15 protein-coding genes are annotated in these 15,789 nt (G+C 68.2%); 7 read left to right on the top strand and 8 right to left on the bottom strand.

Annotation, left to right across the window (positions count from 1 at the left end):
• A partial coding sequence (locus FJV41_RS39385; RefSeq protein WP_246137703.1) for a hypothetical protein occupies positions 1–1,742 on the top strand: 1,742 nt, incomplete at its 5' end.
• On the opposite strand, the gene FJV41_RS39380 is transcribed toward FJV41_RS39385, so the two are convergent.
• A complete protein-coding gene (locus tag FJV41_RS39380; RefSeq protein WP_141647768.1) occupies positions 1,743–2,867 on the bottom strand; it encodes an alpha/beta fold hydrolase in 1,125 nt (374 codons plus the stop codon).
• Between the two features lie 119 nt (positions 2,868–2,986).
• On the opposite strand from FJV41_RS39380, the gene pssA reads away from it, so the two are divergent.
• The 4 genes from pssA (at position 2,987) to FJV41_RS39360 (ending at position 7,381) form a co-directional block, all read left to right on the top strand.
• On the top strand, positions 2,987–3,847 hold the full coding sequence (gene pssA, locus FJV41_RS39375) for a CDP-diacylglycerol--serine O-phosphatidyltransferase (protein WP_141647767.1): 861 nt from the start codon (positions 2,987–2,989) through the stop codon (positions 3,845–3,847).
• 246 nt (positions 3,848–4,093) lie between these two features.
• Complete coding sequence (locus FJV41_RS39370) at positions 4,094–5,356, top strand: CinA family nicotinamide mononucleotide deamidase-related protein (RefSeq protein WP_141647766.1); 1,263 nt, start codon at positions 4,094–4,096, stop codon at positions 5,354–5,356.
• Positions 5,353–6,819, top strand: a complete 1,467-nt coding sequence (locus FJV41_RS39365) for a hypothetical protein (protein WP_141647765.1) — start codon at positions 5,353–5,355, stop codon at positions 6,817–6,819. Before FJV41_RS39370 ends, FJV41_RS39365 begins: the two co-directional genes overlap by 4 nt.
• A 58-nt stretch (positions 6,820–6,877) precedes the next feature.
• Positions 6,878–7,381 (top strand): DUF1285 domain-containing protein, encoded by a 504-nt coding sequence (locus FJV41_RS39360; RefSeq protein ID WP_141647764.1) that lies wholly within the window; start codon positions 6,878–6,880, stop codon positions 7,379–7,381.
• Here the strand turns inward: FJV41_RS39360 and recA are convergent.
• A complete protein-coding gene (gene recA / locus FJV41_RS39355) occupies positions 7,378–8,406 on the bottom strand; it encodes a recombinase RecA (protein WP_141647763.1) in 1,029 nt (342 codons plus the stop codon). The genes FJV41_RS39360 and recA overlap by 4 nt on opposite strands.
• 510 nt (positions 8,407–8,916) lie before the next feature.
• Here recA and FJV41_RS39350 point away from each other — a divergent pair.
• Positions 8,917–10,299, top strand: coding sequence for an NAD(P)/FAD-dependent oxidoreductase (locus tag FJV41_RS39350; protein WP_141647762.1), 1,383 nt, complete (start codon positions 8,917–8,919; stop codon positions 10,297–10,299).
• Between the two features lie 12 nt (positions 10,300–10,311).
• Here the strand turns inward: FJV41_RS39350 and FJV41_RS39345 are convergent, their stop codons facing one another.
• A complete protein-coding gene (locus tag FJV41_RS39345) occupies positions 10,312–11,940 on the bottom strand; it encodes a YifB family Mg chelatase-like AAA ATPase (protein ID WP_141647761.1) in 1,629 nt (542 codons plus the stop codon).
• A 285-nt stretch (positions 11,941–12,225) separates the two neighbouring features.
• On the opposite strand from FJV41_RS39345, the gene FJV41_RS39340 reads away from it, so the two are divergent.
• Entirely contained in the window at positions 12,226–12,816 is a 591-nt protein-coding gene (locus FJV41_RS39340) for a hypothetical protein (RefSeq protein ID WP_246137702.1), read from the top strand.
• Here the strand turns inward: FJV41_RS39340 and FJV41_RS39335 are convergent.
• From FJV41_RS39335 to FJV41_RS39315, 5 genes are all read right to left on the bottom strand, one after another.
• The gene (locus tag FJV41_RS39335; protein WP_141647759.1) at positions 12,717–13,340 is read right to left on the bottom strand and encodes a DUF2378 family protein; all 624 of its coding nucleotides are present in this window, start codon (positions 13,338–13,340) and stop codon (positions 12,717–12,719) included. The genes FJV41_RS39340 and FJV41_RS39335 overlap by 100 nt on opposite strands.
• Positions 13,341–13,420: 80 nt before the next feature.
• A complete protein-coding gene (locus tag FJV41_RS39330) occupies positions 13,421–13,927 on the bottom strand; it encodes an ExbD/TolR family protein (RefSeq protein ID WP_141647758.1) in 507 nt (168 codons plus the stop codon).
• Positions 13,927–14,340, bottom strand: a complete 414-nt coding sequence (locus FJV41_RS39325) for an ExbD/TolR family protein (protein ID WP_141647757.1) — start codon at positions 14,338–14,340, stop codon at positions 13,927–13,929. Before FJV41_RS39325 ends, FJV41_RS39330 begins: the two co-directional genes overlap by 1 nt.
• A gap of 128 nt (positions 14,341–14,468) precedes the next feature.
• Positions 14,469–15,152 (bottom strand): MotA/TolQ/ExbB proton channel family protein, encoded by a 684-nt coding sequence (locus tag FJV41_RS39320; RefSeq protein ID WP_141647756.1) that lies wholly within the window; start codon positions 15,150–15,152, stop codon positions 14,469–14,471.
• A gap of 68 nt (positions 15,153–15,220) precedes the next feature.
• On the bottom strand, positions 15,221–15,789 hold a 569-nt coding region (locus tag FJV41_RS39315; RefSeq protein ID WP_141647755.1), incomplete at its 5' end, for an energy transducer TonB.

Genomic DNA, 15,789 nt, shown 5'->3' with positions numbered 1-15,789 from the left:
GGACTAGGGTTTCCACCTGCGTGCGCTTCCGAACGTTTCCGACGTTGATGATCCTGACGCTGGGCGCCTGCCGGGGCCCGGGGCTCCCCGTGGGCGGAGGGGCCACCCCTGGACGGGAGCAGGTCCGTGTCGAGGTGTGGGTGGACGCGGCGTGGTGGCGGCCCGGGGATGGTTCCAGGGAGAGGCCCTTGAGGTCGCTGGCGGAGGCGCTGGCCCGGCCGGGTCCGCTGACGGTGCACCTGGCGGCGGGAGCGTACCGGGGCCCTTTCACCCTGCCCGAGGACGTCCGGCTGGAGGGCGAGGGACCCGGCACGGTGCTGCTGGTGGAAACCCCGCAGGGCACGGTGCTGCGCGCCGCCGGGCCATCGGGTGGGGGGGAAGGACCTGCGAGTGATGGGCAGCGTGTGCCTCCGCCGATTTCTCCAGGCTCGCAGGGCCTGCCGTTTCGGCCCGCGGGGCATGGTGGCTTCCCGTTGAGCCCCTTGGGCGTGCGAGGCTCGGTCGCGGTGTCGAGTGGATCTCCGTTGAAAGCCACGGATCCGCAGGACCTTTCGTCGCCAGCCACGGGAACGGGGGGAGTGCTGTTGCGGAACCTGGAGGTGCGGGGCGGAACCTGGGGCCTGGAGGTGACGGGTGGCGGGCGCGTCTTGGTGGAGAATGTGGGTTTCAGCGGCCAGCGCCAGGGCGCGGTGCGGGTGACATCCGGAAGGTTCGACGCGGTGGATGCACGCTTCGAGGCCACCGTGTCGGAGACCGTGGGTGTCCTGCTCGACGCGCCCGAAGAGGCTCCGTCTCCACCGTCATCCCGGGACGCGTGGCTGCGAGGAACCTCCTTCACGGGCCCCTTCCGTCGCGCGGTCCGCGTCCGAGGTGCCGAGTCTCGGGTGCTGCTGGAGGACGTGCGCTTCACCGGGCCGGTGACGGCTTTGGGGATGGATGGTGGGCACGCGGAGGTCCGCCGTGCGGTGTCGGAAGGCGGCCGAGGCGCGGCGTTCTCAGTGGTGGAGGGCAGCCTGGTGATGGAGGACGTGCGAGTGCGGGGGCACGAGCTCGCGGTCTCCGCCATGCGTGCGCTGCGTCTGGAGGTGCGGGGGCTCTTCTCAGTGGGCGCCGAACGGGCGGGATTGGGCGTGGTCGCCTCGCGCGGCGTGCTGCTGGAAGACGTGGTGGTGCGCGGCAGTGGCAGCCACGGTGCGTTCCAGCTCACGGGCTCGGAGGTGGAGGCGCGGCGCCTCCATGTGGAGGATGCCGCCGAGTACGGAGTGGTGGCGGTCGGCGGAAGCCTGAAGCTCACGGGCGGCACCGTGGTGGGCGTGCGCGCGGTGGATGGCATCACCGGAGACGGACTGCACCTGCGTCAGGTGCGCGCGGACGTGGAGGGCGTGGTGATTCGGCGAACCACGGGGGCCTGCGTCCTCGCGGCGCAGAACGCGCGAGTGTACCTGCGCGACGCGGAACTGGAGCAGTGCGGGCAAGCGGCGCTGCTGGTGGACACGCTCGCGAGGCTGGACGCCACGGGAGTGGAAGCGCGAGACAGCGGTGAGACGGTGCTGGCGGCGATGGGTGATGGTGACCTGCGCGTGGACGCGCTCCTCATACGGGGGGCCAGCCAGGGCCTCATCTGGGCCGAATGCACGGGAGACACCCGGGTGCGGCTGGGGCGCATCCGCACGGAGGACCGGAGGGGAGAGGAGGCGCCGTGCGTGGAGCGCCTCGCCGAGCCTCGGCCCGGTCCGCGCTGATCACGCGGGAGGTGGCGCGGGCGCGTCGGCCGAATCCAGGGGCGTGGCGTGCTTCTCCAGCCACTCGCGGATGACGGGATACACCTCCTGGGGCGCGCCCTTGCCGAACACGAGGTCTCCGTGCCCGTAGTCCAGCGCGTCGCCCCGGTCCCTGCCGAAGACGTGCAGCGTGCGGTCCTCGGCGGTGACGAGGGCGAACTGGCTCTCCACATTCTCGGCGGTGGCCAGCCGGTCCGCGCTCCCGCCCATGACGAGGATGGGGAGCTGGAGGCGGGAGATGCCGGCGCGCCAGTCACGGGTGCGGTCGAACGAGCGGAACGCGTCATGCTCAATCCAGTCCTGGAACTGGAGCAGCACCTTGCGGCTCATCGACGACATCATGTTCGCGTAGACCTGCCGCTGGATGCGCGGAGGGATGTGCAGGGGATTCACCACCAGGTCCGACAGCGGGAGCGTTACGTAGCCGAGGAAGGGCGCGAGGCTTGCGCTCATCCACTCCTGCCGGAAGCGCGCGGGCCATGCCGCGCGGACGCCCAGCGAGATGAGCGTGCGCAGGAAGGGCTCCGACTTGAAGTGCACGGGGGCGCCGAGCGTGAGCAGTCCCGACAGCTTCGCCCCTTCCGGGCCTTGCGCCAGGGCATAGCCCACGAGCCCTCCCAGCGAATGCCCGAGCCAGAAGGCCCGCTTTGCTCCCGTCTCCTTCAGGGCCAGCTCCAGCAGTGCGGGGCCGTCCTGGAGGATGTGGTCATCGATGGTGAAGTCCGTGTACCGCCGGCCACGGGGGGGCAGGCGCGAGTGCCCGGTGCCGCGCCACTCGACGCTGAAGCAGTCGAAGCCCGCCTCCGCCAGATAGTGGGCGACGGAATAGGGGGGCTCGAAGTCGAAGGTATACCGGTTGGCGGCCAGTCCATGGCACAGCAGCACCGGCTCCTCGAAGCGCCGCACGGGGGCGCGCCGGGCGTGGACCGCCAGCTCCCATCCATCCGCGCACTGGGCCTTGAGGGCCTGGGGCAGCGGGGTGCGCAGCCGGTACCACCTTCGGACGAGCGCCACCCACAGGACATTGCCCATGACCACGACCAGGCTGGCGACCAGCACCCACACGACCCATCGCCAGTCTCCCATGTTGCCCTCCTGGATGACCCCTCGGTCTGACGGTGCCTCGAATAAAACCCTGCTAAGGTCCGTTCACCCGCCGTCCTGTTGCCAGGAACTCACGGGCATCAGAGGAAGTCGAGGGAGCGATGAAGTTACGGAAACTGATGTTCGTGCTGCCGAACCTCTTCACTGTCACGTCCATCTTCTGTGGCTTCTACGCCATCACGCTGTGCGCGGGTGAAGCGGGTCCCGTCCAGCTCTACCAGGCCGCGCTGGCCATCTTCTTCGCGATGTTCTTCGACGGGTTCGACGGTCGCGTCGCCCGGTTGACGAAGACGCAGAGCGACTTCGGTGTGCAGCTCGACAGTCTGGCGGACGTCGTCTCGTTCGGGGCGGCTCCGGCGCTGTTGGTCTACAAGTGGGCGTTGGCGCCGCTGGGCTTCGCGGGGCTGTTCATCTCCTTCGCGTTCGCCGCGTGCGGCGCGCTGCGGCTGGCGCGCTTCAACGTGCTGGCGGCGCGCAATCCGCATGGCGGGGGTGGGCGCTTCTTCGTGGGCCTGCCGATTCCCCTGGCCGCGGGCATGCTCGTCTCGGTCATCATCTCCCACCACGTGGCCTCGCGAGGCGAGCCGCTGCACGAGTCGGCCGTTGTCCCGGTGGCGGTCGCGGTGGTGGGCCTGGCGCTGCTGATGGTGTCGACGGTGCGTTACCGCACCTTCAAGGACACCCGTCCCAGTCGCAAGAGCGCGGGTGTGTTCACGTTGATGGTGGTCGGCGGTGTGGCCATCGCGACGCAGTACCATCCCGCGTGGTTGTTGGTGGCCTGCTGTGGTGCGTACCTCGCGCTGGGGTTGGTGGAGTCCGCGGTGCAGGTGCGCACGCATCTGGCCGCGCGCAAGGTGGCCGCCGGCTCCACGGCTGTCGCCGCCGTCATCGACGACGAAGATGATGACGAAGAGGCCGAGGACGGTACCGGTCCGGGCAACGACGGGCCCGCCTTCCTCTGACCGAACGAGCGAAGTCGGAGCCCCCCTTCTGGGCGGCCGACACCCGCTCGACGACGCCACGGCGCGAGTGCCGAGACCTCGCCCGAAGGCGGCCCTCGCCGTGCAGACGTGCTCGGCACCGAGGAAGCAGGCACGAGCCCGCGCAGAGGGAAGGCGGGCGTCCGGACGCGGTCCTGGCGGGTGAGCGAGCGCGGAGATGCTTCCGTCCGTGCCGAGGCTGACAGGTGCCGCTAGGATGCGCGACCCATGCGCGTCGAGTTGCTGTGCACTGGTGACGAGCTGGTCACCGGCCTCATCACGGATACGAACAGCACCTACCTGGAGGCCCGTCTCTTCGATTTGGGCGTCAAGGTGGAGCGGGTGGTGTTGGTGGGCGACGTCCGCCCCGACATCACCCAGGCGTTGCTGGAGGCGTCTTCCCGGGCGGAGGTGGTGGTGGTCTCCGGCGGGTTGGGACCGACCGCGGACGACTTCACGCTGGAGTGCGCCGCCGCCGCCGCGGGTGTCCCGTTCGAGGAGGACGCACGGGTGCTTGGCTGGCTGCAAGAGCGCTATGCGGCCCGGGGTCTCCCCATCAACCCGAGCGCGCTGCGCATGGCCCGTATCCCTCGCGGCAGCGAGCCGGTACGCAATCTGGTGGGCTCCGCGCCCCTCGTCATCCTCACGCTGGGACGTTGTCGCCTGTTCTTCCTGCCCGGCGTGCCGCGTGAGTTCCGCGCCCTGCTGGATGGAGAGGTGCTGCCACGCATCCAGGCGGAGCTGGAGGCCAGACCCGGTCGAGTCTTCCGTGCCTTCCGCCTGTTGCGCACGGTGGGGCTTCCCGAGTCGGAGATGGACCTCGCCGTGGCGCCCCTGGCTTCGAGCCACCCCCGGGTGGTGTTCGGCTTCCGAACGCACGCACCGGAGAATCACCTCAAGCTGATGGCGGAGGCGCCCTCGCAGACCGAGGCTGATGGTGCGCTGGCGGCCGCCGAGGTCGACTGCCGACGGGTGTTGGGTGCCCGCGTCTTCGGCGCGGACGGGGACGAGTACGCCCCGGTGCTGCTGGACGTGCTGGGCCGCGCGGGCGCCACGCTGGCGACGGCGGAGAGCTGTACGGGGGGCCTCATCGCCCAGTGGCTCACGGCGGTGGCGGGAGCCAGCACCGTCTTCGTCGGAGGGGCGGTGGTGTACTCGGAGAAGATGAAGTCCGCATGGGTGGGTGTTCCACCCGAGATTCTCGAGCGTCATTCCGCCGTGTCCTCCCAGACGGCCATCGCCATGGCCGAGGGCGCGCGTGCCGCCTGCGGCACCACATATGGCTTGTCCGTGACAGGGTACGCGGGGCCTGGGGGAGGAACTCCCGAGGACCCCGTGGGCACCGTGTACTGCGCGCTCGCGGGCCCGGACCTGGTGACCCGGTGTGAGCGCATGTCCTTTCCCGGAGACAGAGAGCGCGTGCGGCTCTTCGCTGCCTCCCACACGCTGGAGATGCTGCGACAGCACCTGCTGTCCGCCGCCCGCCCATGAGTCGCTCCAAGTCCAAGCGCCAATCGCCATCCACCCCCGAGCCCGGTGTGACGGGCCCGGCCCCAGAGGAGTCGGCCATCCCAGCTCCCGAGTCGCCCGCGGAGGCCACTGCCCCCTCCACGCAGAGCGCGCCCTCGCTGTCGGGAGGCGCGCCCGGTGCCATGCTTCGCGTGTGGTTCGCCGCCTACCGCGTGGAGGTGCTGCTGTTCGTGGTGGCGTTCGTCGTGCTCTCGAGCTTCAGCTCCCAGCGCTTCCTGCGCCAGAGCGCGGCGCCGCACTTCATCTACCAGGCCCAGTCGTGGTTGGAGGGGCGGCTGGACGTGGACCCCCAGGTCCTCCCCAATCTGGAGGACTGGGCCTGTGTGCGTCAGATGGGTGGCGAGAAGGTCCGCTGCGAGGGCCGGCCGCTTCCCGATGACCGCTGGTTCGTGAGCTTCCCATCCTTCCCCGCCGTGGCGATGCTGCCCTTCGTCGCGCTGCACGGGTATCAGTTCAACGACACCTCGTTCGGCGTCATCGTTGGCGCGTTGGCGGTGGCGCTCTTCTATTCGCTGCTGCGCTTCCTGGCGAAGGAAGGTGAAACGGCGCGCACCCGCGATGAGAACGTCGTGCTCGCGCTCACGCTCGCCTTCGGCACGTTGTTCTTCTACTGCGCGATACGTGGCGAGGTGTGGTTCAGCGCCGAGGTCATGGGCGTGGCCCTCACCTGCCTCTACGTGCGCAACGCCCTGCGTGCCCACCGGCCTGTTCTGGCCGGAGTGTTCTTCTCCATGGCCACGCTCACCCGCACGCCGCTGTTCTTCGCGGGCCTCTTCTTCGTGCTGGAGGCGCTGTGCCCGGGCCCTGAGCCTCGGCTGGAGCAACTCAAGGCCCTGGGGCGCAACTGGAAGCCGGCGGCGCGGAAGGTGGGCCTGTTCGCGCTGGGCGCCGCACCGCTGGGGCTGCTGGCCGCTGGCTACAACGTGTATCGCTTCGGCCGATTGAGCGAGTTCGGCCACGCCTTCCTCTTCAACAACCGCGTCAACGTGGACATCGACCGGTGGGGCCTCTTCCACTGGGAATACCTGGGGCGCAACCTGGAGGCCGCCTTCCTCAAGTGGCCGTCGCTGTCGCTGGCGCCGCTCAAGCTCGGCTATGACCCCCGAGGGCTCACGTTGTTGCTGACGCTGCCCTTGCTCGTCTTCCTGCTGATTCCGAAGCTGAGACCGCGCCTGCACTGGCCGCTGTGGCTCACCGTGGCCGTGTGCGCGCTGCCAGGGCTCTTCTACCAGAACACGGGTTACATGCAGTTCGGCTTCCGCTTCAGTCTGGACTACACGCCCTATCTCTTGCTGCTCTTCGCCATTGGCGGCTGGTCCCTGCGCCAGCGCGTGGTGCTGGCGACGCTGGCGCTGGGCGTGCTGGTGAACTTCTGGGGCGCGGTGGCCTTCCGGGGCTACACGGAGCTTGTCCGGAACTGGTAGGGCAGTGGAGCCCGAGGACTTGAATCCCCCAGGCTCCGCGCGCAGATAGAAAGAGGCCATGCAACCTCCCACCGGACAGCCTCCTGCCGGCAAGCGCTGGCACACCCGCGAGGACAGCGGCATCCGCCTCGATGCCCGCCTGCGCTGGTGGCACGACGACGAGCCCATCGAACATCCGAAAATCATCGAGCTCTTCAATGCTTCCCTCATCCTGGACGACACGGGCCGCTACCAGCTCCGCATCGGCAATGACTGGTGCTTCGTGCAGGTGGCGGATGCCGCGTACGAGGTGCGGACCGTGGACGTCACGCCGGAGGAGCGCGTGTCCATCCGGTTGAGTGACCGCACCGCCGAGGTGTTGGACCTCTCCACCCTGGCCGCGGAGTCCGATGGGGTCCTGACCTGTCGAGTGAAGCAGGGCAGGGCCAAGGCGCGCTTCTCCCGGGACGCGCAGTACCAACTCGGCCAGTTGTTGGAGCCGGCTCCCGAGGGTGGGTTGCTGTTGTGCGCGGGTGAGCGTCGCTATCCCGTGGCCCTCACCCTGGATGAGCTGGCTGGCTAGGCCGCTGCCTCCACGGGCGAGGTGGGGCAGGGGAGGGGCGGTGTACCCGCCAGTTCCCGGGCCAGCGTCTCCAGGGCGTCGGGGTGCTCACGCAGCCATTCCACCGCGCGTTCCCGTCCCTGTCCGATGCGCTCTCCCCGCAGGCTGAAGTGGCTGCCGGCCTTGTCGATGAGGCCCGACGCCACGCCCAGGTCGAGCACCTCGCCTGTGCGGTGGATGCCGCTGCCGTACAGCAGGTCGAACTCCGCTTCCTGGAAGGGCGGGGCGACCTTGTTCTTCACCACCTTCACGCGGGCCCTCGAGCCCACGACGGCGTCTCCGTCCTTGATGTTGCCCGTGCGGCGAATCTCCAGCCGAACCGAGGAGTAGAACTTCAAGGCGTTGCCGCCCGTGGTGGTCTCCGGGTTGCCGAACATCACCCCAATCTTCATGCGAATCTGATTGATGAAGACGATGCAGGTGCCTGAGCGACTCACCGCGCCCGTGAGCTTGCGCAGGGCCTGGCTCATCAGCCGCGCCTGCACGCCCATGTGCGCGTCTCCCATCTCCCCTTCGATTTCCGCGCGGGGCACCAGCGCCGCCACCGAGTCCACGACGATGAGGTCCACGGCTCCGGAGCGCACGAGGTGCTCGGTGATTTCCAGCGCCTGCTCACCGGTATCCGGCTGTGAGACCAACAACTCCTCCACGCGCACGCCCAGCTTGCGCGCGTAGTGGATGTCGAGCGCGTGCTCCGCGTCGATGAAGGCCGCCACGCCTCCCGCCGCCTGGACCTGCGCAATCGCATGCAGGGTGAGTGTCGTCTTGCCCGACGACTCGTTGCCGAACACCTCCACCACGCGCCCTCGGGGATAGCCGCCCACACCGAGGGCCCGGTCCAGTCCCACGGAGCCCGTCGGAATCACCGCGACCTTCTGTTCGTGCGCGTCAGCCCCCAGCGTCATCACCGAGCCTCGCCCGAACTGCTTCTCGATGGATGCCACCGCCGCCGCCACTGCCTTCAGCTTCTCCGTCAGCTTGCTCATCGACACCCTCGCCGCCCTGTCCTTGTGACTGTGCTGCGTTCCTTCTCCTCCGGATGGAGGTGACGGACGCATCGGCGTGGGGATGAGCAACGTGCATGCCGGGGCGTGCTCCCCTGGAGCGCGCGTGACGAGGTGTCCGCGAGGCCGGTGGAGTGTCCCGGATGTTGGAGGGTGCGCGCGGTGAGCCCGCATATGTCCTTCAGTCGGGCTGTGACTCAGCACGGGCCCGACAGGCTCGGTGCGCGTCTCCGGGGCGGACAACTCCATTGCACCGCCGATGTCCCGGTGCCATCGCGGGAGAGCCACACGCGCGTCGCCCGACATCCCCCGCGAAGCCGAGGTGAGCGGGGACTGCATGGGCTTGCAGATGAGACTGTGGGGGCTCCCAGTCTTTCGCTTAATGCCTCGCATTATCGCGCGATTCATCTGGAGCAGGGGGGCGCTCGGTTGCTCGTCGGGGGCACGCCGCTTTGCGTTGAAGTTTGGAGGGGGCGGCATGACCTTTCCCTCGTGAAAACCCAACGCGAAGACCTGCCTCATGTGGTCATCCTCGGTGGAGGGTTCGCCGGGCTCAGTGCCGCGCGGCAGCTCGTCAAGGCGCCTGTCCGCATCACGCTGGTGGACCGACACAACCACCACCTCTTCCAGCCGCTGCTGTACCAGGTGGCCACGGCGACGTTGAGTCCCAGCGAGATTGCCGCACCCCTGCGCGGGCTCCTGGGTCCCAAGGGCGTGGCGGTGGTGCTGGCGGACGTGACGGGTGTGGACACCGCGGGCAAGCGGGTGCTGCTGTCGGATGGCGAACTGAAGTACGACTACCTCGTCATCGCCACGGGGGCGACGCACTCGTATTTCGGCAATGACCATTGGGCGCCTTTCGCCCCGGGCCTCAAGTCCATCGAGGATGCGGTGGAGATTCGGCGTCGCGTCCTGCTGGCCTACGAGATGGCCGAGCGGGAGACGGACCCGAGCATCCGCCGGGCGCTGCTCAACTTCGTCATCATTGGTGCAGGGCCCACGGGCGTGGAGATGGCGGGCTCGCTGGCGGAGATAAGTCGGAGCTCCCTGACGGGAGACTTCAAGAACATCGACACGCGCGACGCGCGCATCATCCTCATCGAGGGGCTGGGCAAGGTTCTGCCCGTGTATCCCGACGACCTCGCCGCGCAGGCCCGTCGCACTTTGGAGAAGCTGGGCGTGGAGGTCCGCACGGGCGCTCGGGTGACGAACATCGACGAGTCAGGCGTCTACATCGGCACGGAACACATCGCGGCCCGCACGGTGCTCTGGGCCGCGGGTGTCGCCGCCTCGCCGGTGGCGCGTTCGTTGGGTGCTCCGCTGGACCGCGCGGGCCGGGTGAACGTGACGCCCGAGCTGACAGTGCCGGGGCATGAGGATGTCTTCGTCGTGGGAGACCTCGCTTCGCTCAAACAGGCGGATGGCACGCCTGTGCCGGGGCTCGCGCCCGCGGCGATGCAGGAAGGCAAGCACGCGGCCCACAACATCGTCCGTCGGCTCCGGGGCCAGCCGATGGTGCCGTTCAAGTACTGGGACAGGGGCTCCTACGCGGTGATTGGTCGTGGCCACGCGGTGGGAATCGCCTTCCGCCGCTTCAAGCAGTCAGGCTTCCTCGCCTGGTCGGCCTGGCTCTTCATCCACCTGATGTTCCTCATCGGCTTCCGCAGCAAGCTGGCGGTGATGCTCGACTGGGCCTACTCGTATCTGACGTTCAACAAGTCGGCCCGCATCATCACGGGTCCCGCGCCTCGGTTGGATCAGCTCCGTCTCCCGAGCTCGACCACCCGCGGCGAGCAGATACTGCTGACGGACGCGGAGCCCTCGACACACGGCGCCGCATCCTCGCGGGGGCTGGCTCCTCCGTCCTCGCACTGAGCCTCCGCCGCGTTAGGGGCGCTCGGGTGGCCCCGTTCCGGAAGGAGTCACCGGCCAGCGGGAACCGGAACGGGAGGGCGGGGTGCCGCCGTGCGTGTTGGCGTGCAGCCACCCACGCCGGTCCAGTGCCCTGCAGTCAATGGCGAGCTGCATGTCCACGTCCTCGATGCGCCCGTGTCCTTCCAGGTCCGCCCGAGTCAGGGCGAGCTTGAGCAGCCGGTCATGCGCGCGTGCGGACAGGCCGTGGTGACGCACCGCCAGCTCGAGCATCCGTTCCGCTCGCGGGCTCAGGACGCAATGGCGTCGCAGCAGATGTGAGGGAAGCTGGGCGTTGCAGTGCACGCTGGGCTCGTCACGGTAGCGTTCCCGTTGGCGTTGCCGCGCGGTCTCCACGCGCTCCCGGTGGTGGCGGCTCGTGGTCTCCTTCGGCTCCGCGCGCGCCAGGTGGTGGTACTCCACCGGGCGCGTCTGCAGCGTGATGTCGACACGGTCCAGAAGAGGTCCGCTGACTCGCGCGTGGTAGTCGAACACCCGATGCTCGGGACATGTGCAGGTGTGGCCCGGCACGTTGAAGTAGCCGCACGGGCAGGGGTTCATCGCCGCTACCAGCATCACCTGACACGGATAGCTGATGTTCTGGTTCGCCCGTGCGAGGTGGATGACCCCTTCCTCCAGCGGTTGGCGCAGCACCTCCAGCACGTTTCGTCGGAACTCCGGCAACTCGTCCAGGAACAGCACGCCGTGGTGTGCCAGGGAGAGTTCGCCGGGGCGCGCCAGGGGGCCTCCGCCGACGAGGCCCGCATCGGAGAGGGTGTGGTGCGGCGCGCGGAAGGGCCGTGCTCGCACCAGTGAGTGTCCCGCGTTGAGCAGCCCCAACACCGAATAGACCTTCGTCACCTCAAGCGCCTCGGCGAAGGTCATCGCCGGAAGAATGCTGGGCAGGCGCCGTGCGAGCATCGTCTTGCCGGAGCCTGGTGGTCCGCACATCAGCACGTTGTGCCCACCCGCGGCCGCCAGCTCCAGGGCGAGCTTGAGCTCGGGTTGTCCCCGCACATCCGCCATGTCGGGCTCGGGCCGCCCTTGCGGCGCCGCGACGGAGGGGCCTTCGCGGCGGAAGGGCGTGATGACGTGGGTGCCCGCGAGGTGGTCCACCGCTTCGCGCAGGCTCGTCACCGGGAGCACCGTCAGTCCCTCGACGAGCGCGGCTTCGGCCGCATTGGCCGCTGGCACCATGACGCCCTCGAAGCCCCGGTCCCTCGCCGCCACCGCGAGTGGCAACACCCCCTTGATGGGCTTGAGCGAGCCGTCCAGCGACAGCTCTCCACCGAAGAGGTAGCGAGTCAGGGGCCCGTCCTCGAGCAGCTTCGCCGCCGCCAGCACGCCTAGAGCGATGGGCAGCTCGAACGCCACACCGTCCTTGCGCAAGTCCGCGGGCGCCAGGTTCACGGTGATGCGCTTCTGCGGCAGCTCGAAGCCCGTGTTCTTCAGCGCGGACACGACGCGCACCTTCGACTCCCGCACCGCGCCCTCTGGCAGCCCCACCACGTTGAAGTAGGGAAGCCCGAGCGCCATGTCGACCTCGCACTCCACCACCACCGCGTCGATACCCATCAACGCCCCCGACCGCACCCTCGCCAGCATGTCCCCGCCCTCTCCCTCAGACGTCGCGACCTTCGCGGAGCAACCCGCGTACCGACGGCGTCCCGAGGCGACGGCCCTTCGAATCCAATCTCCCCAGGCGGATGCCCATCCCGAGGGCTCGCGCGTCACGATTCCAGATGCACTGGATTAGTGAAGGTGGGTCTAGCCAGGGCGGGTGCCTCTTGGGTACCTTGGCGGGTATCTGGGGAATGCATGGGGGAGATGACGCGCATGGGGTCGCAGGTCATTCATCGGCGCCGTCCGGTCCGTATCCGTCGGGCTGACATGAAGCGAGGCCAGCGGATGAAGGTGGCCTTCGCGATGTTCCGCTTCTGCCTCTACGGCATGGTGGGACTCAGCTCGGAGATCTTCTTCTACAACCTGGTGCGCATCTCCCGGGACGTGCCCATCCTCGGGACGCTGTTCCAGTTCCAGTGGCAGGTGGACGACCGGCTGGGGCTCAACGCCATCTGGAACACGCCCAACATCACGGCCTACGGGCAGTGCTCGCTGTGGATGTTCCTCATCTACGGCGTCGCGTGCTTCTGCTTCGTGGAGCCCGTCTACCGCTGGATGCTCTACCAGCACGCCAGCTTGCGAGCCGTCGTCTACGGCGTCGGCATCCTGCTCTTCGAGGCCTTCAGCGGGCTGATGCTGGAGCGGCTCACGGGCTACCGCATCTGGTACTACGCGGACGCGGGCGCCATCTTCTGGGAGATGACGTCGCTCTACATCCTGCCCATCTGGATGGTGACGGGGCTCATCGCCGAGTTCATCTACAGGGAGCTGATGGACCCGGACCTCATGGCAGCCTTGGAGTCCCCGCTGCCCGCGACGCCGGAGGAGACCGAGGCCTCCTTCCAGTTGATGCGGTAGGTGCAGGCGTGGCCGTCGTAGCCGGACGGCTCCACCTTCACGTCCTGTGCGCCGGCCACCCGCAGTCCCGCGTGGATGATGCCGGCGGTGAAGTCCGGGTAGTCACCCACCTCGTTCATCCACAACTCGAACTGGGTGGGAGTGAGCTCCACCAGCTTCGACTCGGTGTAGTTGTTGCCCGCCCGGAAGTTCTGTGTGGCCCGCATGAGCGTCCGGCGAGGCCCCAGCACGCGCAGCAGCGACAGCACCGCGCGGCCCAGCATGGTCTCCCGGAAGCCCTCGATATAGGCCTCGCCGAGCTTCCACGTACCGGGGCCGATGGCTTCCTGGGGAAAGAGCTCTTCCGCGGCGATGCGCAGGAAGGCCATCCACGACGGGAAGGCGTAGGCGGGACGAAGCTTCTGGTCCACGTCGAGCCCCGCCTGGCGCAGGCGACTCTTGCACGCAGGCGTCAGCCGCCCGTGCAGCGCGCGCAGGAAAAGGGCTTCGATGGTCTGTTCAAAGACGAGAAGCTCGTCAGCCATGAGGAGTGAACTCTAGCCGACGAGCTTCTGATTGTGAACCGCGACTCCAACCCGGAGCGTAGGGCTCCGGGCAGAGGTTTTCAGGGAGTCGGCGTCGGAGCGGGCGCCGGAGTGCCGGTGTCCACCTGCGTACCCTGGATGATGGCGTTCGACGGCAGCTCGGTCGCCATGGCGAGGACCTTCGCGCCGGCGCCCTTCGCACCATCCATGGCCACGATGAGGCGGCCATAGTTCGTCGCGTCGTCCGCCATGAAGAAGACGACCTTCTCGTCCGCCTTCTTCGCCGCGAGCATCCGCTTGAGCCGGTTGACGTAGTCGGCGGTGGGCACCTTCTCCGTGTTGATGGAGTAGCCACCGTCCTTGTCCAGCAGGACCACCAGCTGCTGGTTATTCGGGTCTTCCGGCGGCGGCTGATCCTCCACCTCGGTGTCCGGCACGCGCACCAGGATGTCCTTCTCCAGGAGGGGCGTGACGACCATGAAGATGATGAGGAGCACCAACACCACGTCCACCAGCGGCGTGACGTTGATCTCCGAGTTGGGCGGCGTTTGCGGCTTCACCCACTGACGCTGCTTGTGGCCCGCCATTACTTCTTCTCCTCGACGCCGAGCGCGATCTGCTTGGCCTTGGCCTTGCGGGCCACGTCCAGCACCCTGCGCACGTCGCCCACGTTCACCGTGTTATCGCCCTTGAGCAGGATCTTCTTGCCCGGGTCCTTCGCCAGCTCCTGCGTCAGTCGGTCCTGGAGCGCCTGCTCGTCCACCTGGTCATTCTCCAGGAACACCTTCTTGTCCGGAGTGATGGAGACGTAGAGAGGGTCTGAGTCCTTGCCCTTCTCCTTCTCGATTTCGGTGGCCTTCGGCAGCTCCACGGACTTGCCGCGCTGGAGCATGGGAGTGACGACCATGAAGATAATGAGGAGCACCAACACCACGTCCACCAGCGGCGTGACGTTGATCTCGCTCTTGATGCCCCCCTTGGGGCCAGCTGACATTCCCATGCGTTTAACCTGCTTCCAGGTGGTGGAAGCCCGCCGTCCCGGGTGGCGTCGCAGGCCCCCAGATTTCAGGGGCCGCGTTCACGTCGGGAGGCGGGCCTCGGGTCGTCCCCGGGCTCGCCGGTGACTGCTCAGGCCGCGTGCGAGGAGTGCGCGCCGCCGCCCATGTGGCGGGCGACCACGTCGAGGAACTCGTTGGAGGACTCAGAGATGTCCACCGAGCGAGCATCCACCCAGCCCTGCAGGAAGTTGTAGGCCATCACCGCGGGGATGGCGACCAACAGACCGAAGGCCGTGGTGATGAGCGCCTCGGCGATACCGGCCGAGATGGTGCCCAGACCGCCGGAGCCGGCCGCCGCCATGAGCTGGAAGGCGTTGACGATACCCATCGTCGTGCCGAGCAGACCCACGAACGGAGCCGTGGAGCCGACCGTGGCCAGCAGGCCCAGTCCGCGCTTCATGCTCTGAACCTCGCGCTGCGCCTGACGCTCGAGCGCCCGCGCCACCGACTCCACCGCGATGTCCTTGTTGTTGGGGCTGATGCGGTACGCGGTGAGGCCGGAGTTGATCACCCGACCCAGGTGACCCACGTCCTTGCCCAGGTTCGTGTTGGCCGCGGTGGTCAGGTCGCCCTTCGCCAGGATGGCACCCATCTTGGCGGCGAAGTTGCGGCTGTCGGACCGGGTCTTGCGGAAGACGATCATCCGCTCCGCCATCACGACCAGGGACGCCACCGACATGATGGCCAGGGTGAAGATGATCATACGGGCGAAGGTGCCCGTGTGGTGCCAAATATCGATGAGAGTGAATTGCATGGCTTGATTAAGCGCTCCTCCTCACGAGCGCGGGGTGGTCGGCGGTGCTTCTCTACGGCGCGCCCGGATCAGCGCGGAAGCTTCAGATTCAGGGTGAAGGTGTAATCCACCTGGACCGGACGGCCCTGGAACGTGACGGGCTTGTAGCGTGACGAGGTCAGGGCGTCCATGACGGCCTGTTCCATGTGGGGCAGGGGCTTGATGATTCGGCAGCGCTCCACTCGACCTTCCACGGTGATGACGCACTTGACGATCATCGTGCCCTGCACGCGGGACTCGAGCGCCTCACGCGTGTACTCGGGCTGCGGGCCCGAGACCTTCTCCGGACGCGTCATGCCCGCACCGAACGGCAGCACTTCCGTCCCCGTCCCGCCCAGCTGCCCGCCGACCACGCCGCCAATCACGCCACCCACGACGCCGCCCACCACACCGCCGGCGACACCGCCCTCGACGCCACCCTCGACCTGCTCCTCGCTGGCCTCCTCGGGAGCCTCTTCCGGCTCTTCGGCCGGCTCGGCCTCCTTGGGGACCTCTTTCGGGATCTCCTTGGGCTGGACGATGGTGTCGGGCTTCTTGGGCTTCTTGGGCGTCGTCTTCGGCTTGGTGCTCGCCGCCGGGGGAGGAGGCCCGTCTCTAA

The sequence above is a fragment of the Myxococcus llanfairpwllgwyngyllgogerychwyrndrobwllllantysiliogogogochensis genome, assembly GCF_006636215.1.
Lineage (GTDB): Bacteria > Myxococcota > Myxococcia > Myxococcales > Myxococcaceae > Myxococcus > Myxococcus llanfairpwllgwyngyllgogerychwyrndrobwllllantysiliogogogochensis.
Note: the sequence above shows the minus strand (reverse complement) of the source record. Positions and strands in the feature narration are given on the sequence as shown.